This is a genomic window from Phreatobacter oligotrophus (assembly GCF_003046185.1).
In the GTDB taxonomy this organism is placed as follows: Bacteria; Pseudomonadota; Alphaproteobacteria; order Rhizobiales; family Phreatobacteraceae; genus Phreatobacter; species Phreatobacter oligotrophus.
The window spans coordinates 596,122-616,529 of record NZ_PZZL01000001.1 but is presented as its reverse complement, the minus strand read 5'-3'; the positions used below and the strand labels follow the sequence as shown (position 1 = coordinate 616,529).

The 20,408-nt window shown below is 65.7% G+C and carries 20 protein-coding genes and 2 tRNA genes; 4 read left to right on the top strand and 18 right to left on the bottom strand.

The window, feature by feature from the left end; translation table 11 throughout:
- Nucleotides 1–505: 505 nt before the first annotated feature.
- Both C8P69_RS03050 and C8P69_RS03045 read left to right on the top strand, forming a co-directional pair.
- Nucleotides 506–889: a hypothetical protein gene (locus C8P69_RS03050; RefSeq protein ID WP_146167278.1), complete on the top strand. Its 384-nt coding sequence runs from the start codon at nucleotides 506–508 to the stop codon at nucleotides 887–889.
- A 255-nt stretch (nucleotides 890–1,144) separates the two neighbouring features.
- The gene (locus tag C8P69_RS03045) at nucleotides 1,145–1,531 is read left to right on the top strand and encodes a hypothetical protein (RefSeq protein WP_108174375.1); all 387 of its coding nucleotides are present in this window, start codon (nucleotides 1,145–1,147) and stop codon (nucleotides 1,529–1,531) included.
- Between the two features lie 106 nt (nucleotides 1,532–1,637).
- On the opposite strand, the gene rpoC is transcribed toward C8P69_RS03045, so the two are convergent.
- From rpoC to C8P69_RS23730, 18 genes are all read right to left on the bottom strand, one after another.
- Entirely contained in the window at nucleotides 1,638–5,840 is a 4,203-nt protein-coding gene (rpoC, locus tag C8P69_RS03040; protein WP_108174374.1) for a DNA-directed RNA polymerase subunit beta', read from the bottom strand.
- 115 nt (nucleotides 5,841–5,955) lie between these two features.
- Complete coding sequence (rpoB, locus tag C8P69_RS03035) at nucleotides 5,956–10,083, bottom strand: DNA-directed RNA polymerase subunit beta (RefSeq protein WP_108174373.1); 4,128 nt, start codon at nucleotides 10,081–10,083, stop codon at nucleotides 5,956–5,958.
- 285 nt (nucleotides 10,084–10,368) lie between these two features.
- The gene (gene rplL, locus C8P69_RS03030; protein ID WP_108174372.1) at nucleotides 10,369–10,749 is read right to left on the bottom strand and encodes a 50S ribosomal protein L7/L12; all 381 of its coding nucleotides are present in this window, start codon (nucleotides 10,747–10,749) and stop codon (nucleotides 10,369–10,371) included.
- Nucleotides 10,750–10,797: 48 nt separating this feature from the next.
- Complete coding sequence (gene rplJ, locus C8P69_RS03025; protein ID WP_108174371.1) at nucleotides 10,798–11,316, bottom strand: 50S ribosomal protein L10; 519 nt, start codon at nucleotides 11,314–11,316, stop codon at nucleotides 10,798–10,800.
- 622 nt (nucleotides 11,317–11,938) lie between these two features.
- Nucleotides 11,939–12,631, bottom strand: a complete 693-nt coding sequence (rplA, locus tag C8P69_RS03020) for a 50S ribosomal protein L1 (RefSeq protein ID WP_108174370.1) — start codon at nucleotides 12,629–12,631, stop codon at nucleotides 11,939–11,941.
- A 3-nt stretch (nucleotides 12,632–12,634) separates the two neighbouring features.
- A complete protein-coding gene (gene rplK / locus C8P69_RS03015; RefSeq protein ID WP_108174369.1) occupies nucleotides 12,635–13,066 on the bottom strand; it encodes a 50S ribosomal protein L11 in 432 nt (143 codons plus the stop codon).
- Between the two features lie 182 nt (nucleotides 13,067–13,248).
- Nucleotides 13,249–13,779: a transcription termination/antitermination protein NusG gene (gene nusG / locus C8P69_RS03010; protein ID WP_108174368.1), complete on the bottom strand. Its 531-nt coding sequence runs from the start codon at nucleotides 13,777–13,779 to the stop codon at nucleotides 13,249–13,251.
- Nucleotides 13,780–13,791: 12 nt separating this feature from the next.
- A complete protein-coding gene (gene secE, locus C8P69_RS03005) occupies nucleotides 13,792–13,989 on the bottom strand; it encodes a preprotein translocase subunit SecE (RefSeq protein ID WP_108174367.1) in 198 nt (65 codons plus the stop codon).
- 219 nt (nucleotides 13,990–14,208) lie between these two features.
- Nucleotides 14,209–14,284: transfer RNA gene (locus C8P69_RS03000), tRNA-Trp, on the bottom strand.
- 50 nt (nucleotides 14,285–14,334) lie between these two features.
- Nucleotides 14,335–15,525: an elongation factor Tu gene (gene tuf / locus C8P69_RS02995; protein WP_108174366.1), complete on the bottom strand. Its 1,191-nt coding sequence runs from the start codon at nucleotides 15,523–15,525 to the stop codon at nucleotides 14,335–14,337.
- A 68-nt stretch (nucleotides 15,526–15,593) separates the two neighbouring features.
- Nucleotides 15,594–16,238: a hypothetical protein gene (locus C8P69_RS02990; RefSeq protein ID WP_146167277.1), complete on the bottom strand. Its 645-nt coding sequence runs from the start codon at nucleotides 16,236–16,238 to the stop codon at nucleotides 15,594–15,596.
- A 106-nt stretch (nucleotides 16,239–16,344) separates the two neighbouring features.
- Nucleotides 16,345–16,446 (bottom strand) — tRNA-Gly (locus C8P69_RS23740).
- Nucleotides 16,447–16,468: 22 nt separating this feature from the next.
- On the bottom strand, nucleotides 16,469–16,621 hold the full coding sequence (locus C8P69_RS23735) for a hypothetical protein (protein ID WP_170118101.1): 153 nt from the start codon (nucleotides 16,619–16,621) through the stop codon (nucleotides 16,469–16,471).
- Nucleotides 16,618–16,947, bottom strand: a complete 330-nt coding sequence (locus C8P69_RS02985) for a hypothetical protein (RefSeq protein ID WP_108174364.1) — start codon at nucleotides 16,945–16,947, stop codon at nucleotides 16,618–16,620. The genes C8P69_RS23735 and C8P69_RS02985 overlap by 4 nt, the downstream gene beginning before the upstream one ends.
- Nucleotides 16,947–17,495, bottom strand: coding sequence for a hypothetical protein (locus C8P69_RS02980; RefSeq protein WP_108174363.1), 549 nt, complete (start codon nucleotides 17,493–17,495; stop codon nucleotides 16,947–16,949). Before C8P69_RS02980 ends, C8P69_RS02985 begins: the two co-directional genes overlap by 1 nt.
- Nucleotides 17,492–17,848, bottom strand: a complete 357-nt coding sequence (locus tag C8P69_RS02975; RefSeq protein ID WP_108174362.1) for a ubiquitination-like system serine protease family protein — start codon at nucleotides 17,846–17,848, stop codon at nucleotides 17,492–17,494. Before C8P69_RS02975 ends, C8P69_RS02980 begins: the two co-directional genes overlap by 4 nt.
- Before the next feature lie 4 nt (nucleotides 17,849–17,852).
- Nucleotides 17,853–18,674 (bottom strand): glycoside hydrolase family 19 protein, encoded by an 822-nt coding sequence (locus C8P69_RS02970; RefSeq protein WP_108174361.1) that lies wholly within the window; start codon nucleotides 18,672–18,674, stop codon nucleotides 17,853–17,855.
- A gap of 345 nt (nucleotides 18,675–19,019) precedes the next feature.
- Nucleotides 19,020–19,157 (bottom strand): hypothetical protein, encoded by a 138-nt coding sequence (locus C8P69_RS23730; RefSeq protein ID WP_170118100.1) that lies wholly within the window; start codon nucleotides 19,155–19,157, stop codon nucleotides 19,020–19,022.
- 147 nt (nucleotides 19,158–19,304) lie between these two features.
- On the opposite strand from C8P69_RS23730, the gene C8P69_RS02960 reads away from it, so the two are divergent.
- Together C8P69_RS02960 and C8P69_RS02955 are read left to right on the top strand one after the other, a co-directional pair.
- Complete coding sequence (locus C8P69_RS02960) at nucleotides 19,305–19,628, top strand: hypothetical protein (protein ID WP_108174359.1); 324 nt, start codon at nucleotides 19,305–19,307, stop codon at nucleotides 19,626–19,628.
- A complete protein-coding gene (locus tag C8P69_RS02955; protein WP_108174358.1) occupies nucleotides 19,625–20,389 on the top strand; it encodes a Rha family transcriptional regulator in 765 nt (254 codons plus the stop codon). Before C8P69_RS02960 ends, C8P69_RS02955 begins: the two co-directional genes overlap by 4 nt.
- The last annotated feature ends 19 nt before the right edge of the window (nucleotides 20,390–20,408 follow it).

Sequence of the window (20,408 nt, the reverse complement as noted above, 5' to 3'; positions counted from 1 at the left end):
CCGCCCGTAAGGCCGGGGATCGTGCATTTCGATCTGACTGGCGTCAGGCGATGCAGTCTCGGTTTGCTTCGATCGGATCAGGCCTTGAGGCCGTTCCCAGGACCGGGTGTGCAACCGACGTACATCGGAAGTTGGGCGGCAATACACGCTGACTCGCGGCCCGTCAAGCGCAACCGTCGCGCGGAGGCCGGTTGGACCGGATGTTTCATCCTACCGGCGCAACGCGACAGAAACATTCGCCCCTCATCCCGTCATCGTCCGACAGTGTCGGCGTCCTATTGGGAAAGACATGGCGGCCCGGCGCGGCGGCCATCCCTTTAGCCACTTGCCCGGGGGTCGGGGAATCGGACTAAGCGCGAGCTGGGTGCCGCTTTTGGGGGATCGTTGGCGAGACGCTGCGCGATCCGGGGGCGACATTCATTCGAAGCGGCCGTCCGCCACGCCAGGGTGCCCACCGCACCGCCGTGAGCGGAACCACGCGGTCAACATGAAGAGGAAGAAGACCATGGCGTTCAGGAACGTCGTTTTCGCCGCCCTCGCGGCGTTCACCCTCGCCGGCGCCGCCGCGCCCGCGACCGCCCAGACTGACCGCGACGGCCAGCAGCGCTGGATCAACATCGTCAACCGTTCCGGCGTGACGATCCGCGAGTTCTACATGACCGACGTCGACACCCGCGGCTGGGGTGACGATCGCCTCGGCCAGGAGGTGGTGGAGCCCGGCGACTCGCTGCGCGTCGTCCCCACCCCGCGCCAGCGTGCCCGCGGCTACTGCCAGTTCGACATGAAGGTGGTCTTCGCCAATGACCGCACGGTGGAGCGCCGCGGCGTCAACCTGTGCTCGACGACCAACCTCGTCTGCACCTCGACCGGCTCCTGCCGGACCAACTGATCGACGAGGCGCTCGCCGCTTCTGCAAGGCCGCCCCTCACCGGGCGGCCTTTTGCATGCAGTCATTCTTCACGCGATGACCCTGCCCGTCCGCTTCGGCAATTGCGGCGAAACCGTGATGCTGCCATACCTTGCTGGCCGACTGACGCATCGTCACGTGAATGAACCGGCTACCCGGTGATCCTCGCGGCGTTCCGCCCCGACGCATTCCCCATCTGCGCGGGCAAGAGCTTCGCGCCGCCACGAGGACAAGACCATGACCACGCGCCTTCTCGCCACGGCCGCTGCCGCGCTGATGGCCTCCTGCCTCTCCATTGCCCCGGTCGCCCAGGCCCAGACCGATCGCGACGGCCAGCAGCGCTGGATCAACATCGTCAACCGCACCAACGTGACGATCCGCGAGTTCTACATGACCGACGTCGACACCCGCGGCTGGGGCGATGACCGGCTCGGCCAGAACGTCGTGGAGCCCGGCCAGGCGCTGCGTGTCGTGCCGACCCCGCGCCAGCGCTCGCGCGGCTATTGCCAGTTCGACATGAAGATCGTCTTCGAGAACGAGCGCACGGTGGAGCGTCGCGGCGTGAACCTCTGCTCGACCAGCAACCTCGTCTGCAACTCGACGAGCTCCTGCTCCGCCAACTGAGGCTAGGCTTCCCATCGCATGCAAAAGGGCCGCCCGCGAGGGCGGCCCTTTCTTGTTGGGACCGATGCGGCAAGGGGCCGACCAGCCCCCTGCCCTGTCCGCAGCCTCAGGGCTGCGGCGCCTCGATGGCGGCCACCTCGGCGGGAGCGCCGGCCGGCGTCGCCGCGGCCTTCTGCTTCTCGTCGAGGATGAGATCGTCGCGCTTTAGCGCGATCTCGCGGATGCGGTTGATCATGGCGCCGGTGCCCGCCGGGATGAGGCGGCCGACGATGACGTTCTCCTTCAGGCCCTCGAGCGTATCCGACTTGCCGTTGACGGCGGCCTCGGTGAGCACGCGGGTGGTCTCCTGGAAGGAGGCCGCGGAGATGAACGACCGGGTCTGCAGCGAGGCCTTGGTGATGCCGAGCAGAACCGGCGTGCCGGTGGCCGGCCGCTTGTTCTTGTCGTCGGCGATCGCCGCATTGGCCTCTTCCATCTCGGACGCGTCCACCTGGTCGCCCTGGATGAGGTCGGTGTCACCGGGATCGGTGATCTCGACCTTCTGGAGCATCTGGCGAACGATGACCTCGATGTGCTTGTCGTTGATGACGACGCCCTGCAGTCGGTAGACCTCCTGGATCTCGTTGACGAGGTAGGCAGCAAGCTCCTCCACGCCCTTGATCGCCAGGATGTCGTGCGGCGCCGGGTTGCCGTCGACGATGAAGTCGCCCTTCTGCACCTCGTCCCCGTCCTGCAGATGGATGTGCTTGCCCTTCGGGATCAGGTACTCGACCGGATCCTGCTCGGCCTCGAAGGGCTCGATCGTCAGGCGACGCTTCTGCTTGTAGTCCTTGCCGAAGCGGACCACGCCGGAGATCTCGGCGATGATCGCTGCATCCTTCGGACGACGCGCTTCGAAGAGCTCGGCGACGCGCGGCAGACCGCCGGTGATGTCGCGGGTCTTGGCGCTTTCCAGCGGGATACGGGCGATGACGTCGCCGGCATGGATACGGGCACCGGGCTCGAAGCCGATGATCGCGTCCACCGCCAGAGCGTAGCGGGCGTCCGTGCCGCGCGGCAGCTTCTGCAGCTTGCCGTTGGAGTCTCGGATGACCAGCGACGGCTTGAGATCGGCCGAACGGGTCGAGGTGCGCCAGTCGGTGACGACACGCTTGGTGAAGCCGGTGGCCTCGTCGGTGGTCTCCGCGAGGGACTGGCCGTCGACCAGGTCCTCGAAGCCCAGCACACCGTCGATCTCAGAGATGATCGGACGGGTGTAGGGGTCCCACTCGGCGATGCGCTGGCCGCGCTTCACCTTGGTGCCCTCGTCGACGCGCAGCTTGGCGCCGTACTGGATACGGTGCGTGGCGCGCTCGGTGCCGTCCGCATCGACGATGATGACGGCCATGTTGCGGCCCATCGCGATGAGTTCGCCATCCGAGTTCTTCACGATCGAGCGGTTGCGGATCTTGATCGTGCCCTCGAAGGTCGCCTCGATGAACGAGGTGTCGACCACCTGGGCAGCGCCGCCGATGTGGAAGGTGCGCATGGTGAGCTGGGTGCCCGGCTCGCCGATGGACTGCGCGGCGATGACGCCGACCGCTTCGCCGATATTGACCGGCGTGCCGCGGGCGAGGTCACGGCCATAGCACTGGCCGCAGACGCCGACCTTGGTCTCGCAGGTGAGCACCGAGCGGATCTTGACCTCCTGGATGCCGGCGGCGGTGATCGCCTCCACGTCCTTCTCCAGGATCATCTCGCCGGCCTCCACCAGCACCTTGCCCGAGGACGGGTCGGTGACGGTGACGGCAGCCGAGCGGCCGAGGATGCGCTGGCCGAGGGTCGCGACGACCTGGCCGGCATCGACGATGGCGCGCATACCGATGCCCTTCTCGGTATGGCAGTCCTTCTCGGTGATGATGCAGTCCTGAGCGACGTCGACGAGACGGCGGGTCAGGTAGCCCGAGTTGGCGGTCTTCAGCGCGGTGTCAGCCAGGCCCTTGCGGGCGCCGTGGGTGGAGTTGAAGTACTCCATCACCGACAGGCCTTCCTTGAAGTTCGAGATGATCGGCGTCTCGATGATCTCGCCCGAGGGCTTGGCCATGAGGCCGCGCATCGCGGCGAGCTGGCGCATCTGGGTGGGCGAACCACGCGCACCGGAATGCGACATCATGTAGATGGAGTTGATCGGCCGGTCGCGGCCGGTCTCGTCCTTCTTCACCGAGGAGATGCGACCCATCATCTCCTGCGCCAGGCGGTCCGAGCATTTGGCCCAGGCGTCGACGACCTTGTTGTACTTCTCACCATAGGTGATGAGGCCGTCGAGGTACTGCTGCTCGTAGTCCTTGGTGAGCGTGCGGGTCTCCTCGACGATGGACCACTTGTTGTCCGGGACGACCATGTCGTCCTTGCCGAAGGAAATGCCGGCCTTGTAGGCGTGGTAGAAGCCCAGCGCCATGATCCGGTCGCAGAAGATCACCGACTCCTTCTGGCCGCAGAAGCGGTAGACGGTGTCGATCATCGCGGAGATCTCCTTCTTCGTCATCAGCTTGTTGGCGACGTCGAAGGGGATCTTGGTGGACTTCGGCAGGAGCTGGCCGAGCAGGACGCGGCCGGGCGTGGTGTCGTAGATCCGGCGGACATGGTTGCCGTCGGCGTCCAGGCCCTCCCAGCGATACTTGATCTTGGTGTGGAGCGTGACGACCTTGTTCGACAGGGCGTGCTCGAGCTCGCCGACATTGGCGAAGGCCTTGCCCTGGCCGGGCATGCCGTCCGACATCAGCGAGACATAGTAGAGGCCGAGCACGATGTCCTGCGAGGGCACGATGATCGGCGCGCCGTTCGCGGGATGCAGGATGTTGTTGGTCGACATCATCAGCACGCGGGCTTCCAGCTGGGCTTCCAGCGAGAGCGGCACGTGGACGGCCATCTGGTCACCGTCGAAGTCAGCGTTGAAGGCCGAGCAGACGAGCGGGTGCAGCTGGATGGCCTTGCCCTCGATGAGGACCGGCTCGAAGGCCTGGATGCCGAGGCGGTGCAGCGTCGGGGCGCGGTTCAGCAGCACCGGATGCTCGCGGATGACCTCGTCCAGGATGTCCCAGACCTCCGGACGCTCCTTCTCGACCAGCTTCTTGGCCTGCTTGACGGTGGCCGAGAGGCCCTTGGCGTCGAGGCGGGCGTAGATGAAGGGCTTGAACAGCTCCAGCGCCATCTTCTTCGGCAGGCCGCACTGGTGCAGCTTCATTTCCGGACCGACGACGATGACCGAACGGCCGGAATAGTCGACGCGCTTGCCGAGCAGGTTCTGGCGGAAGCGGCCCTGCTTGCCCTTCAGCATGTCGGCGAGCGACTTCAGCGGACGCTTGTTGGCGCCGGTGATGACGCGGCCGCGGCGGCCGTTGTCGAACAGAGCGTCGACGGCCTCCTGAAGCATGCGCTTCTCGTTGCGGATGATGATGTCCGGCGCGCGCAGCTCGATCAGCCGCTTCAGGCGGTTGTTGCGGTTGATGACGCGGCGGTAGAGGTCGTTGAGGTCGGAGGTGGCGAAGCGGCCGCCGTCCAGGGGCACGAGCGGACGCAGGTCCGGCGGGATGACCGGGACGACCGTCATGATCATCCATTCCGGCTTGTTGCCGGACTGGATGAACGCCTCGATGATCTTCAGGCGCTTGGCGAGCTTCTTCGGCTTCAGCTCGGTGGTCGCCTCGGCGATCTCCTTGCGGGTGTCGGCAGCGAGCTTCTCGAGGTCGAGGGCGCGCAGCAGCTCACGGATGGCCTCGGCGCCGATGAGGGCGGTGAAGCTGTCGTCGCCGTACTCGTCCTGGGCGCGGATATAGTCCTCTTCCGACAGGAGCTGACGCTCCTTCAGCGGGGTGAGGCCCGGCTCGATGACGCAGTAATATTCGAAGTAGAGGATGCGCTCGAGGTCCTTGAGCGGCATGTCGAGCAGCAGGCCGATGCGGCTCGGCAGCGACTTCAGGAACCAGATGTGGGCGACGGGAGCGGCGAGCTCGATATGGCCCATGCGCTCGCGGCGCACGCGCGAGAGGGTGACCTCGACGCCGCACTTCTCGCAGATGATGCCCTTGTACTTCATGCGCTTGTACTTGCCGCACAAGCACTCGTAGTCCTTGATGGGGCCGAAGATGCGCGCGCAGAACAGGCCGTCACGCTCGGGCTTGAACGTGCGGTAGTTGATCGTCTCCGGCTTCTTGATCTCGCCGAACGACCAGGAGAGGATCTTCTCGGGGCTCGCGATCGAGATCTTGATCTGATCGAACGTCGCCGGCTGCGTGGTCGGATTGAAGAGATTTGCGATCTCTTGGTTCATCGCCGTCTCCTAAGCCCGGTGTCCCGGGGGGAAATTCGGGGCCGGAACGTGATCCCGGCCAATGAAAGCGTCAGGTGGGTGGCGGGGGCGAACAGCGCCCCCGCGCGGCGCGGCCTTACTCGGCGGCCGGCTGACCCACGTCGTCGTCGGCGCGAACCGGCTTCGAGGAGGCGAGCTCCACGTTGAGGCCGAGCGAGCGCATTTCCTTGACGAGCACGTTGAAGCTCTCGGGAATGCCGGCCTCGAAGGTGTCGTCGCCGCGGACGATCGCCTCGTAGACCTTGGTACGGCCGGCCACGTCGTCCGACTTCACCGTCAGCATCTCCTGCAGCGTGTAGGCGGCACCATAGGCCTCAAGCGCCCAGACCTCCATTTCGCCGAAGCGCTGGCCACCGAACTGCGCCTTGCCGCCCAGCGGCTGCTGGGTGACGAGCGAGTACGGGCCGATGGAGCGGGCGTGGATCTTGTCGTCCACGAGGTGGTGCAGCTTCAGCATGTAGATGTAGCCGACCGTGACGTTCCGATCGAAGGGCTCGCCGGTCTTGCCGTCATAGAGCGTTACCTGACCGGAATGGTTCAGGCCCGCCATGTCCAGCATCTGCTCGATGTCGGCTTCCTTGGCGCCGTCGAAGACGGGCGTGGCGAAGTGGATGCCACGACGCGTGTTGCGCGCGAGTTCGGCGAGGTTGGCCTCGTCGAGGGAGGCGACCTGCGGATCGTCCCCGAAGACCTTCGAGAAGGCCTGCTTCAGCGGCTTCACGTCCTTCGACTTCATGTAGGCGTCGTAGGCCTCGCCCACCATCCGGCCGAGGCCGGCGGCAGCCCAACCCAAATGGGTCTCGAGGATCTGACCGACGTTCATGCGGCTCGGCACGCCCAGCGGGTTGAGCACGATGTCCGCATGGGTGCCGTCGGCGAGGAACGGCATGTCCTCGATCGGCACGATGCGGGACACGACGCCCTTGTTGCCGTGACGGCCGGCCATCTTGTCGCCCGGCTGGATCTTGCGCTTCACGGCGATGAAGACCTTGACCATCTTCATCACGCCCGGCGGCAGCTCGTCGCCACGCTGCAGCTTCTCGACCTTGTCCAGGAAGCGCTGCTCGAGGCGGCGCTTGGACTCGTCGTACTGCTTCCGCATGGCCTCGATCTCGGCCATCAGGGCATCGTCGCCGATGCCGAAGGCCCACCACTGGCCACGCGGATACTCGGCGAGGGTATCGCGGGTGAGCACCGTGTCCTTCTTGAACGCCTTGGGGCCGGAGATGGCGGTCTTGCCCTCCAGCATCTCGGCGAGGCGGCCGTAGACGTTGCGGTCGAGGATCGCCTGCTCGTCGTCGCGGTCCTTGGCGAGACGCTCGATCTCCTCGCGCTCGATCGCCATGGCGCGCTCGTCCTTGTCGACGCCGTGACGGTTGAACACGCGGACCTCGACGATGGTGCCGGTGACGCCCGGGGGCACGCGCAGCGAGGTGTCGCGCACGTCGGAAGCCTTCTCGCCGAAGATGGCGCGCAGCAGCTTCTCTTCCGGGGTCATCGGGCTCTCGCCCTTCGGCGTGATCTTGCCGACGAGGATGTCACCCGCCTGCACTTCCGCGCCGATATAGACGATGCCGGCCTCGTCGAGGTTCTTCAGCGCCTCTTCCGACACGTTCGGAATGTCGCGCGTGATCTCCTCCGGACCCAGCTTGGTGTCGCGGGCTGAGACCTCGAACTCCTCGATATGGATGGAGGTGAACACGTCCTCCTTCACGATCCGCTCGGAGAGTAGGATGGAGTCCTCGAAGTTGTAGCCGTTCCACGGCATGAAGGCGACGAGCACGTTGCGGCCGAGGGCGAGATCGCCCAGGTCCGTCGACGGGCCGTCGGCGATGATCTCGCCCTTCTTGACCATGTCGCCGACACGCACCAGCGGACGCTGGTTGATGCAGGTCGACTGGTTGGACCGCTGGAACTTCATCAGGCGGTAGATGTCGACGCCCGACTTGGTCGGATCGAGATCTTCCGTCGCGCGGATAACGATACGGGTGGCGTCCACCTGGTCGACGACGCCGGTGCGGCGGGCGGCGATGGCGGCGCCCGAGTCACGGGCGACGATCGGCTCCATGCCGGTGCCGACGAAGGGCGCATCGGCCTTCACCAGCGGCACGGCCTGGCGCTGCATGTTCGAGCCCATGAGCGCGCGGTTGGCGTCGTCGTTCTCGAGGAACGGGATGAGCGCCGCGGCGACCGAGACGAGCTGCTTCGGCGACACGTCCATGAAGTCGACGCGATCGACCGGGAGGAGCAGGGTTTCACCCGCCTGGCGGCAGATCACGAGGTCTTCCATGAACTTGCCGGTCTTGTCGATCGGCGCGTTCGCCTGGGCGACCGAGTACTTCCCCTCCTCCATGGCGGACAGATAGATCACCTCGTCGGTGACCCGGCCGTCGCGCACCTTGCGGTAGGGCGTCTCGATGAAGCCGTACTTGTTGACGCGGGCGAAGGTCGCCAGCGAGTTGATGAGACCGATGTTCGGGCCTTCCGGCGTTTCGATCGGGCAGATACGGCCGTAATGCGTCGGATGGACGTCGCGGACCTCGAAGCCGGCGCGCTCGCGCGACAGACCGCCCGGGCCAAGCGCCGAGAGGCGGCGCTTGTGGGTGATCTCGGAGAGCGGGTTGGTCTGGTCCATGAACTGCGAGAGCTGCGAGGAGCCGAAGAACTCGCGCACGGCGGCAGCCGCCGGCTTGGCGTTGATCAGGTCCTGCGGCATGACCGTGTCGATCTCGACAGAGGACATGCGCTCCTTGATGGCGCGCTCCATGCGGAGCAGGCCGACGCGGTACTGGTTCTCCATCAGCTCGCCGACCGAGCGGACGCGGCGGTTGCCGAGATGGTCGATGTCGTCGATCTCGCCCTTGCCGTCACGCAGCTCGACGAGGGTCTTCACCACGGCGAGGATGTCGTCCTTGCGCAGGATGCGCACGGTGTCCTCGGCGGTGAGGTCGAGGCGCATGTTCATCTTCACGCGGCCGACGGCCGAGAGGTCGTAGCGCTCGGAATCGAAGAACAGCGAGTGGAACATCGCCTCGGCCGTCTCGACGGTCGGCGGCTCGCCCGGACGCATCACGCGGTAGATGTCGAACAGCGCGTCCTCACGCGTCATGTTCTTGTCGGCCGACAGGGTGTTGCGGATGTAGGCGCCGATGGTGACGTGGTCGATGTCGAGGATCGGAATCTCCTCGTAGCCCTCGCCCACGAGCAGCTTCAGCATCTTCTCGGTGATTTCCTCGCCGGCCTCGGCGTAGATCTCACCGGTCTTCATGTTGACCATGTCCTCGGCGAGGTACCGGCCGGCGAGCTCCTCGGTGGAGAGGCGCAGCGCCTTCAGGCCCTTGTCGGCGAGCTTGCGGGCATCGCGGACCGACAGCTTCTTGCCGGCCTCGAGGACGACCTCGCCGGAATCGGCGTCGATCAGGTCATTGGTGGCCTTGAAGCCGCGCATGCGCGAGGCGTCGTAGGGAACGCGCCAGCCATCCTTCTTGTCCTTCGTCACCGCGATGCGGTTGTAGAAGGTCGAGAGGATGTCCTCGGAATCCATGCCGAGCGCATAGAGCAGGCTCGTCACCGGGATCTTACGGCGGCGGTCGATACGGGCGTAGACGATGTCCTTGGCGTCGAACTCGATGTCGAGCCAGGAGCCGCGATAGGGAATGATGCGGGCGGCGAAGAGCAGCTTGCCCGAGGAATGGGTCTTGCCCTTGTCGTGGTCGAAGAACACGCCCGGCGAGCGGTGCATCTGCGAGACGATGACGCGCTCGGTGCCGTTGACGATGAAGGTGCCGTTCGACGTCATGAGCGGGATGTCGCCCATGTAAACGTCCTGCTCCTTGATGTCCTTGACGGACTTCGCGCCCGTGTCGGCGTCCACATCGAACACGATGAGGCGCAGCGTCACCTTGAGCGGGGCGGCGAAGGTCATGCCGCGCTGGCGGCACTCGTCCACGTCGTACTTCGGCGGCTCGAACTCGTATTTCACGAACTCCAGCATGGCGCTGCCGGAGAAGTCGGTGATCGGGAACACCGACTTGAAGACGGCCTGCAGCCCCTCGTCGGAGCGTCCGCCCTTCGGCTCGTCGACCATCAGGAACTGGTCGTAGGACGACTTCTGAACCTCGATGAGGTTCGGCATCGTCGCCACTTCCCGGATCTTGCCGAAGAACTTGCGGAACCTTTTGCGGCCGGTGAAAGTCTGAGCCATGTCGCCTCTCGCTTGGGCCGCCAGGCGTCGGCGGCGGCCCTGGTTCCAGCGGCGGACGGTCCCTTGGGACACTCTCCCGCCGCAGACGCCTGACCGGACGGTCCACAATCGGATCTTTTTCAGACCCTGGACCGTCCGGTCAGACGCTGACACCTCACATTCGTCTCGACGCGATCCAACGAGATCCCGCCATGCTGTGCCGTCCCTGGTACGGCTCCCGCGCGGTCAGACCGGCAGGCAAGGAGCCTGCGCGGGCGACCCTGAGGCCGCCCGCGCAGAGTACAATCACTTCAGTTCGACCTTGGCGCCGACGGCCTCGAGCTGCTTCTTCAGCTTCTCGGCCTCGTCCTTGGCAACGCCTTCCTTGACCGGCTTCGGAGCACCCTCGACGAGGTCCTTGGCTTCCTTCAGGCCCAGGCCGGTGATGGCGCGGACTTCCTTGATCACCTCGATCTTCTTGTCGCCGGCGGAGGCGAGGATCACGGTGAACTCGGTCTGCTCCTCGACCGGAGCAGCGGCGGCACCACCGGCGCCCGGAGCCGCGGCAACGGCAACGGCGGCGGCGGCGGAAACGCCCCACTTCTCCTCGAGCATCTTGGCGAGCTCGGCGGCCTCGAGAACGGTGAGCGACGACAGCTCGTCGACGATTTTGGCAAGATCAGCCATTTCCAACTTCCTTTTGAACGGTTCGAACCGGTTTGAGTGAGAGAAGCCTCACGCGGCCTTGTCTCGGTCGGCATAAGCGGCGAACACGCGAGCCAGCTTGGCAGCGGGCGCGGTCGACAGCTGGGCCAGCTTGGTCGCGGGAGCCTGGATGAGGCCCACGAGCTTGGCACGCAGTTCGTCGAGCGACGGCATGGTGGCGAGCGCCTTCACACCGTCCGCGTTCAGTGCGGTCTTGCCCATCGCCCCGCCGAGGATCACGAACTTGTCGTGGGCCTTGGCGAAGTCGGACGCGACCTTCGGAGCCGCGACCGGATCCTGGCTGATGGCCAGGATGGTGGGGCCCTTCAGGAGCCCACCGATGGACGCGACGTCCGTGCCTTCGAGAGCGATCTTGGCGAGGCGGTTCTTGGTGACCTTCACGGACGCGCCCTGGGCCTTCATCTTGCGACGGAGGTCCTGCATCTGCGCGACGGTGAGGCCGGAATAGTGAGCGACGACGACGACGCCGGAGGTCTTGAAGACCTCGTTGAGCGTGCCGACCAGCTCCTTCTTTTCCGTGCGATCCACGTTTGCTCTCTCTGGTCGGGCCTTCCTTGCGGAACACCCGGGTTGCACCTGCCGATCATCGGCCGCCGGAAAACCGGCCTGCCGAACGATCGACGTTCGGCCCTGTCCCCTCGAGGAACACCGTGGGATGAAGCCATCCCTCGGCCGAGGTGCTTGAGTTCGAACCTTTCCCTCGGCGTTGCCGCCGGTGAAAATGTCTTCACCCGTCTCATGCTGGCTGGTGGATTAAGAGGGTTTCCCCTCGCCCGCAGTCTCGGACAGGACTTCCGGCTTCACATCGCCCGGCCCTCGGGCCGAAGCGACAATTCCACCGGTCTTGCCGCGCAAGTCTCCCCGCGCGGAAGATCTTTCAAAACTCGTGTCGGACTCCTGATCGAGGTCCCGGGCCCTGCCCTGCGACCTCTGCGACGACCGTGACCCGCTGATGCGAATCGCGATCCGTGGCCCAAACGCAATGAGGGCGTGGTTGCCCACACCCCAGCCGGCGTCGTCTAGCAAAGGCCGTTCCACTTGCCAAGTGGGCAATCCCACTTTTTTGTCGTGGCCCGCTCACGAAGCAGGGCTGCATCCCGGGGATGCGGCGGAGCGGGGCACACGCGCGGCGCGTGCCCCGTCCTCACGATCAGGCGTTCAGAACGCTCGAGGGATCGACCTTCACGCCCGGACCCATGGTCGAGGAGATGGCGATCTTCTGAACGTAGGTGCCCTTGGCGCCGGTCGGCTTGGCCTTCACGACGGCGTCGGCGAAGGCCTTGATGTTCTCCACCAGCTTGCCCTGGTCGAAGGAGACCTTGCCCACGGCCGAGTGGATGATGCCGGCCTTCTCGACGCGGAACTCCACGGCACCGCCCTTGGAGGCGGCGACGGCGCCCTTCACGTCCATGGTGACCGTGCCGACCTTCGGGTTCGGCATCAGGCCGCGCGGGCCGAGCACCTTACCGAGGCGGCCGACGAGGCCCATCATGTCCGGGGTGGCGATGCAGCGATCGAAGTCGATCTTGCCGCCCTGGACGATCTCCAGCAGGTCCTCGGCGCCGACGATGTCGGCACCGGCCGCCTTGGCCTCATCGGCCTTGGCGCCGCGGGCGAAGACGGCGACGCGCAGCGTGCGGCCCGAGCCGTTCGGCAGGTTGCAGACGCCGCGGACCATCTGGTCGGCGTGGCGCGGATCGACGCCGAGATTCATCGCGATCTCGATGGTCTCGTCGAACTTGGCCGTGGCGCGCTCCTTGACGAGCTTCACAGCCTCGTCGAGGGCGTAGGTCTTGGTGATGTCGAGACCCTCGAGGGCCTTGCGAAAACGCTTACCGCTCATGGCTTACCCCACCACCTCGATGCCCATGGACCGGGCCGAACCCTCGATCATCGACGAGGCCGATTCGACCGAGTCGCAGTTCATGTCGACCATCTTCACCTTGGCGATCTCGGCGATCTGGGCGCGCGTGATCTTGCCGACGAAGCCGCCCTTGCCGGGGGTCGTCGAGCCCTTGTCGAGCTTGGCGGCCTTCTTCACCCAGTAGGTGACCGGCGGCTGCTTCATCTCGAAGGTGAAGGAGCGGTCCTGGTAGGCGGTGATGACGACCGGAATCGGCATCCCCTTCTCCATCTGCTGGGTCTTCGCGTTGAAGGCCTTGCAGAATTCCATGATGTTCAGGCCGCGCTGACCGAGAGCGGGGCCGATCGGCGGGGCGGGATTGGCAGAGCCGGCAGGCACCTGCAACTTGATATATCCGACGACTTTCTTCGCCATGACATCCTCCTGACGCGCCCCGCGAGGGAGCGGTCGGTTGGGTTTCGTGGTCGGGTCCAGGGCGGATGGCGAACCGCCGCCCCTCGCCTCCCACGGGTGAAGGAGAAACGGTTGCCCGCCTCTCCGCCGGCGGCCCGGAGGCCACCGGTCGCCACCGGCCCAAGGCCGGCGGCACGATCAGGTCAGAGCTTGTCGACCTGACCGAATTCCAGTTCCACCGGCGTCGGCCGGCCGAAGATCGAGACGGCGACCTTGACGCGGGCGCGGCCGTCGTCGACCTCCTCGATGAAGCCCTCGAACGAGGCGAAGGGACCGTCGTTGACGCGCACCTTCTCGCCCACCTCGAAGGTGATCGTGGTCTTGGGGCGGTCGACGCCCTCCTGGACCTGCTGGGCGATGCGCATCGCCTCGGCTTCCGGGATCGGCATCGGCTTCTTGTCGGCGCCGAGGAAGCCGGTGACCTTCGGGGTGTTCTTGATCAGGTGATAGGCCTGATCGGTCATGTCCATCTTCACCAGCACGTAGCCGGGGAAGAACTTGCGCTCGGTGTCCACCTTGCGGCCGCGGCGCACCTCGGTGACGCGCTCCTTCGGCACGAGGATGTCCTCGAACAGCTCGGACAGGCCGCGCTGGGCCGCGCCCTCACGGATGGCCTCGGCCACCTTGTTCTCGAAGTTCGAATAGGCGTGAACGACGTACCACTGCTTCGCCACGGCGGCCTCCCCTCAGCTGCCGAAGGACAGGAGCGTCTGCACGCCCCAACGGATGATGGAGTCGGCGATGAAGAAGAAGATCGCCGAAACGACCATGAAGATCACCACCATCAGCGACGAGATGCCGACCTCCTTGCGGGTCGGCCAGGTGACCTTGTTGGCCTCCTGGCGTACCTGCTGCATGAACTCGACGGGATTTGGCTTGGCCATGGCGTGAATCCGGGCAGGGCCGACCACCGCTCCCGTCCGAATCGGACGAAAGCCGGCGCGACGGCCCAGGAAATGGAAAGCGCGTCCCGCCGGAAGTCCGTCACCGGGCCGGCAGGGAGTGGGGTCTGCTACCCGATACGAGCCGGGCCGTCAAGGAAGCCGGCGTCGCAGCCGGGGCAAAAGCAAAGGCCCGGCGCGATGCACCGGGCCTTCTGGAATTGGCAGGGGCAGCAGGGTTCGAACCCGCGACCTGCGGTTTTGGAGACCGCCGCTCTACCGGCTGAGCTATACCCCTTCAGGCCGTGCCGCGACGATATAGACCGCCGCGGCTCGCCGTTCAATCACTCACTCGATGATGGAGGCGACGACGCCGGCGCCGACGGTACGACCGCCCTCGCGGATGGCGAAGCGCAGCTTCTCCTCCATGGCGATCGGCACGATCAGGCTCACCGTCATGGCGATGTTGTCGCCCGGCATCACCATCTCCGTGCCCTCCGGCAGCGTCACGATGCCGGTCACGTCGGTGGTGCGGAAGTAGAACTGCGGACGATAGTTGGTGAAGAACGGCGTGTGGCGACCGCCCTCCTCCTTCGTCAGGATGTAGGCCTCGGCCTTGAACTTCGTGTGCGGCTTCACCGAGCCCGGCTTGCACAGCACCTGGCCGCGCTCGACGTCCTCACGCTTCGTGCCGCGCAGCAGCGCGCCGATGTTGTCGCCAGCCTGGCCCTGGTCGAGCAGCTTGCGGAACATCTCGACGCCCGTGACCGTGGTCTTCTGGGTGTCGCGGATGCCGACGATCTCGATTTCCTCGCCGACCTTCACGATGCCGCGCTCGACACGGCCGGTCACCACGGTGCCGCGGCCCGAGATCGAGAACACGTCCTCGACCGGCATCAGGAAGGGCTGGTCGATCGGGCGCTCCGGCTGCGGGATGTAGCTGTCCACCGACTCCATCAGCTTCAGGATGGCGTCGCGGCCGATCTCCGGCTGGCGATCCTCGAGGGCGCACAGGGCCGAACCCTTGGTGATCGGGATGTCGTCGCCCGGGAACTCGTACTTCGACAGCAGCTCGCGAACCTCGAGCTCGACGAGCTCGAGAAGCTCGGCGTCGTCGACCATGTCGACCTTGTTCATGAACACGACCAGCGCCGGAACGCCGACCTGGCGGGCGAGCAGGATGTGCTCGCGGGTCTGCGGCATCGGGCCGTCAGCGGCCGACACGACCAGGATCGCGCCGTCCATCTGGGCAGCGCCGGTGATCATGTTCTTCACGTAGTCGGCGTGGCCGGGGCAGTCGACGTGGGCGTAGTGGCGGTTCTTCGTCTCGTACTCGACGTGGGCCGTCGAGATCGTGATGCCGCGCGCCTTCTCTTCCGGAGCCTTGTCGATCTGGTCATAGGCCGTGAAGGTCGCGCCGCCGGTCTCGGCCAGAACCTTCGTGATCGCCGCCGTCAGCGACGTCTTGCCATGGTCGACGTGACCAATCGTGCCGATGTTGCAATGCGGCTTCGTGCGTTCGAACTTTTCCTTGGCCATCGGTCGTGGTCCTTCGGCTGCCAAAATACGGGCGACCCCGCGGTGCGCGGTCGGTTACGGGTTTTCGATCAATTCTGCAAGAGCCAGTTACGATAGTTCGCCGCCATTTGAGCGGCGAGGCGCTCGACCGGGCCGCCGGCGATCGCCGGCACGAGGAACGTCCCCACCAGGCCGCCGCCGCCGTCGATGAGGATCCGCATCTCCGGATAGACGACGAGCGTCTGGCCGCTGACCGCGTCCCGGAGCGTGATGTTGGCCACCAGCTGGTGATGCTGGCTGACCAGGATGCGCATGGCCTCGTTGGGCAGGTGCAGCGAGGTGACCGTGACATCAAGCCGCGCGGGCCTCTGGCCGAGCAGCGCCCGCCCGACCTGCTTCTCCATCTCACCGCGCAGAATCTCGACGGTCCGGCGCTGGTAGAAGGCCTGCGCCTCGGGGGAGTTGATGAGGGTGAAATAGTCGGGACCACCGGCCGGCGGCGCGACGGCCGTGGCTTCAGGCGTGCCGGCGCGCGCCGGCATGACGGCGCCCCGCCCCTGCGCAAAGGCCATCTCGAAGGCGGTGTTGCGGCCCGACACGCCGGGCGGCAGCGTCACGGTGATATCGGCGATCCGGTATGTGTTCAGTTCGGCAACCGACATGGTGCGCGAGGGCGCGTTGCAGGCGGCGAGCAGCAGGGCCGCGCAGACGATCAAAAAGCGACGAGGCAACATCAGTGAAACTCCCTAGACCCCGGCGCCTATAGCAACCCTGAAGTACGGGAGACAATCACCTGCGCGCCATTCGTGTGGGCGCATCGACAGATCATTGTGGAGGAGTTGGAGCGGGTAGCGGGAATCGAACCCGCGTATTCAGCTTGGAAGGCTCCATTAAGCCCTTGATCTGCCTCACCGGTGTTAGAAAACTCGGCTGCACACCCGCGCAAGGTGTTGGCGTTGTTGGGCTACGCCTGCAGCGAAATCCGGCCGAGATCATCGATCACGATGCGCCGCGGCTCGCGCGGCACGATCAGCCGGCGGGGCTCCGCGGGGACCTGCAGGCGCCGGTTATCCGCCGCGACGATGATCCTGCGCTGCTCGTCGGCGGTGATGGTCACTGTCGCGGCCCCAGCGCAGGAGAGCTCGGCCGCGCACCTGCCTGCAGCAGGATGCCCATCTGCGTTTCGAGGCGGGTCAGCGCCTGGATGGTGTCGCGCTGGTATGCGGCGAAGTTGTTGGCGAACACCTCGTCGCGGGCTTCGAGCTTGTCGAGGCGGATCGCGTCGCGGCCCTGCGTCTGCTTGATCAGGGATTGCTCCGTGCGCAGCAGCGCCTGGTCGGACCGGATGTCGTAGTAGAGCGCGACCGCCCCGAGGAGCATCGGAACGATCGTCAGCAGGTTGCCGAGCGTGACTTTGAGCTCAAACCAGTCGGGCTTTTTCATCACCGAGGCCTTCCGAAGCGGAGGGCGGGCAGCACCTCCTTCATGGTGTGGCCGCCATGGAAGACAATCATCCAGACGGTGGTGACCGTGCCCCATGCGGTGAGCATGTCGCCGAAGCCGACAAGGGGCTTCACACCCCAATTGCCGCCGAACAGGCCCACGGGCAGGAGGAGCGCCCAACCGCCCCAAACGATCACCTGAATGATAACGCGGATGGCCTGCCAGGCGACGAAGCCCTGCGCGATCTCGGCCGCCTGGGCGTCGCTGGCGCGCTTGGCCTCGATCTCCCACACCGAGCGCATGACAGTGGCGATGCGTTCAGCCTCCGCCACCACCGGCGTCGCTGCCGGGTTGCTGACTGCATCATTCACTGCTTCCGGTGTCGGGTCGGTCCCCAGCTGCTCGGCGAGCGTCTCGATGGCCTTGCCGGCAAGCGAGCCGGCGACGGCACCGGCCGGACCGCCGATCGCGCCGGCGATCAGGCCGCCGAGGACCGGAGCGCCCTGTTTGGCGAGGTTCTTGGCGAGATCGTCAAGGATATTGCTCATGGCGCGTCTCCTCGCGGCGCATCGAAGTCGGGAAGGGGAACCGTCTGACCGGCAAGCGCGTGCGTGCAGTCGCCGAGGAACTGGATCTGGCCGTCGGCGATGAACGAGTGGCAGACGGTCTGCGGGATATCGAGGCGCTCGCCCGCCATGATGCGGTCAATCTCATCCTCGGTGAGGCGGCGGGTGAAGCGGGTCAGGATCGAGGGCTCGAAGGTCGGCCGGTCATAGTCGCCGTTGAAGCCCCAGCGAGGGCCAGGGCCCTCCCCGACCTGAATGCCGTGGATCTCGTCACAGCCCGGGCAGCGGAAGCAGATCCGCCCGCCCTCGCCTGTCCGGAGGATCCCGCGCTTCATGGCGTCACTCCCCGCTGCCGAGCGCGGCGTCGGCCGCGAATGCCTTGGCGTCACGGCTCTTCATCCAGGCGCGCACACCGAGGAAGCCCATGGCGGCGACGGTGATGACGATGACGGCGGCGAGGCCATAGTCGAAGCCGGCGGCCGGCTTCGGCGCGGCCGTGCCGGTCCCAAGACCGGTGCCGCCGGCGGCGGCCGTGCCGGTGATGGCCCGCTTCGACGCGGTCGTAGCCTTGGCCGATTCCTGCCGGATCTCGTGGATCGCCTGGGCGGCAGGCCGGCCCTGCAGCGCAGCCTTGGCGCGGATCAGCTTGGCCTTGCGGTCGGCGAGCCCATTGCGGCCGCCGTTGATCTTCTTGGTGGTGGCGACGATGTCGTCCCGGTCGGCCAGCGGGTTGAGGCGGCGGTCGTTCCAATAGTGGAGCGCGGTCTGCACGCTGATGTCGGGCTCGGCGGCGCGCGCGGGGTTGCCCTCAAGGTCGACTCTGATCCTGTTGCCGAAGATCCGGTAGTTGAACCGGCCAGTCAGCTGGAAGATGCCGCGCCCGCGATAGCGCGGACCATCGCCGGGGGTTTCGTTGCCTAGATCCTTTCGACCGTCGTAGCGCCGGAAATAGGCCGTGTCGCCATACTCCACGAGGGTCCGGAAGCCGTCTGTCTCATGCGCAGCATGGCAAAGGAAGTGCGCCGCCCGGTTCTCGGTCGTGACGTCGAAGGGTCTTTCGGGGAACCGCGCGGTGAGCGCCGGCGCCAGATGCTCGATGATCGCGGGGGATGCCGTGGGGGCGATGCGCTTCAGCATCGCGGGCGTGATGACGATCGACATAGGCGCGCTCCGTCGGGGGAGCGCGTCCTACGCTTCGTCAGCCGGTCATATCAGGATCGCTCATGTGACGCTACCGCGCGGCGCTGTCTCGGTGGCCATAAGTCGCCGGATCGAGGCGCGCCGCCTCCCTGTTCAGGGCCTTAATGGCCAGCACGGCTACCACCACGTTCCCTGCCCCGAAAGCCATAGCAGCGAGAGACAGTGTGCCGGCATCTGTGTCCAATAGATCGCCAAACCGCTGTCGCAAAGAAATGACGAACCCCCCAACGGCAAAAACCGAGTTGATCCAGACTACCCACCAGAGGGACATCGCCGTGCTTGCGATTCGATATGCGGCCTCTGCGTTCATTTCAGAAACCCCTTTTCCGCCAGATAGAAGCCGATGACCGCGCGAATTGAGTCAGACCGCGACAGCGGTGGTTCATAGGTCTGGGCGAACCGTTCCAGCGCCGGCAGCAAATCGTCTGGCAAGCGAACAGTCACGTGCGACATCTGGCCCGTGGCGGGCCTCCCGCGTTTTTTTTGTGTTACATTTATTGACATGGCGCATATTGTGTCACACAAATCGCCGGGCCGGACAAGGTGCTTGGAACCACCCTGCCGGCCCTAACCCTCGACACGGAGCAAGCCATGTCTCAGGCTGGAAGAGCCTATACACCCGGAACGTGCATCACGACATCGGCAATTAGCGCGATTGCCTCCCGCTTCGAACAGCGGCAACACTACGCCGCTGCTCGCGACGCCTGCCCCGTCGAGGACGACGAGAGCGTCATCGATGCCATATGCGGCCGCCTGTCGGCCATTGACCGCGACATCCTGTCTCTTCCGCCGCTGAATTTGGCCGATCTCGCTGCGCAGGCCGCCGTCGTCCTTGATGCCGACGGCGAGTTCATTACCGAAGACGTCCGCACGGTGTTGTCTCGCGTCCTCGCGCTGTCGAAGGTGCTGTCATGAGGGACGTCGCCACGGCCCCCTCCCCCTCGCCGGTCGTTAAGGTTCGCGATGGTCGCGTGTTCGCGACTAGCCGCGACGTCGCCGAGGTTTTCGGCAAAAACCACCGGCATGTGCTCGACGCCATCGACAATCTGCTGAAAACGGACCCCGAAATGGGTCCGCCGACTTTTCGGCAGACCCCCTATTTGGAGCCGCAGAACGGCCAGACTTACCGCTCTTTCGAGATGGACCGCGACGGGTTCACGCTTCTCGCGATGGGCTTCACCGGCGCCGACGCGCTCAAATGGAAGCGGCGCTATATCGCCGCCTTCAATGCCATGGAGGATCAGATCCGCCAGGAGCAGGCGACGCCGGTGAACCTGAACGATCCGGCACAGCTGCGGGCGCTCCTGCTGGCCTACTCCGAGAAGCACGAGGCTCTCGAAAAGCGGGTCTCCGAGCTCCTGCCCTCGGAGGAGGCGTTGGAGCGGATCGCACGGGCGGATGGCTCACTCTGCATCACGGACGCGGCCAAGGCGCTGCAGATGCGGCCGAAGGATCTCTTCGACTGGCTGCGGCAGAACGGCTGGATCTACAGGCGCCACGGCGCCGCGCACGATCTCGGCTTCCATTCGAAGACGAGCACCGGACTCCTCGAGCACAAGGTCACCACCGTCCTGCGAGCCGATGGCAGCGAGAAGGTGACCGAGCAGGTCAGAGTGACTGCCAAGGGCCTGACGAAGCTCGCGCAGCTGATCCGGCCACCGACGCGGCTGATCTAACCGACATGAGCAGCCCCGC

Bases quoted from the DNA above. Each gene is read 5' to 3' on its own strand.
- C8P69_RS03050 (WP_146167278.1), top strand. From the start codon at position 506: ATGGCGTTCAGGAACGTCGTTTTCGCCGCCCTCGCGGCGTTCACCCTC.
- C8P69_RS03045 (WP_108174375.1), top strand. From the start codon at position 1,145: ATGACCACGCGCCTTCTCGCCACGGCCGCTGCCGCGCTGATGGCCTCC.
- rpoC (WP_108174374.1), bottom strand. From the start codon at position 5,840: ATGAACCAAGAGATCGCAAATCTCTTCAATCCGACCACGCAGCCGGCG.
- rpoB (WP_108174373.1), bottom strand. From the start codon at position 10,083: ATGGCTCAGACTTTCACCGGCCGCAAAAGGTTCCGCAAGTTCTTCGGC.
- rplL (WP_108174372.1), bottom strand. From the start codon at position 10,749: ATGGCTGATCTTGCCAAAATCGTCGACGAGCTGTCGTCGCTCACCGTT.
- rplA (WP_108174370.1), bottom strand. From the start codon at position 12,631: ATGAGCGGTAAGCGTTTTCGCAAGGCCCTCGAGGGTCTCGACATCACC.
- rplK (WP_108174369.1), bottom strand. From the start codon at position 13,066: ATGGCGAAGAAAGTCGTCGGATATATCAAGTTGCAGGTGCCTGCCGGC.
- secE (WP_108174367.1), bottom strand. From the start codon at position 13,989: ATGGCCAAGCCAAATCCCGTCGAGTTCATGCAGCAGGTACGCCAGGAG.
- tuf (WP_108174366.1), bottom strand. From the start codon at position 15,525: ATGGCCAAGGAAAAGTTCGAACGCACGAAGCCGCATTGCAACATCGGC.
- C8P69_RS02990 (WP_146167277.1), bottom strand. From the start codon at position 16,238: ATGTTGCCTCGTCGCTTTTTGATCGTCTGCGCGGCCCTGCTGCTCGCC.
- C8P69_RS02985 (WP_108174364.1), bottom strand. From the start codon at position 16,947: ATGAAAAAGCCCGACTGGTTTGAGCTCAAAGTCACGCTCGGCAACCTG.
- C8P69_RS02980 (WP_108174363.1), bottom strand. From the start codon at position 17,495: ATGAGCAATATCCTTGACGATCTCGCCAAGAACCTCGCCAAACAGGGC.
- C8P69_RS02975 (WP_108174362.1), bottom strand. From the start codon at position 17,848: ATGAAGCGCGGGATCCTCCGGACAGGCGAGGGCGGGCGGATCTGCTTC.
- C8P69_RS02970 (WP_108174361.1), bottom strand. From the start codon at position 18,674: ATGTCGATCGTCATCACGCCCGCGATGCTGAAGCGCATCGCCCCCACG.
- C8P69_RS02960 (WP_108174359.1), top strand. From the start codon at position 19,305: ATGTCTCAGGCTGGAAGAGCCTATACACCCGGAACGTGCATCACGACA.
- C8P69_RS02955 (WP_108174358.1), top strand. From the start codon at position 19,625: ATGAGGGACGTCGCCACGGCCCCCTCCCCCTCGCCGGTCGTTAAGGTT.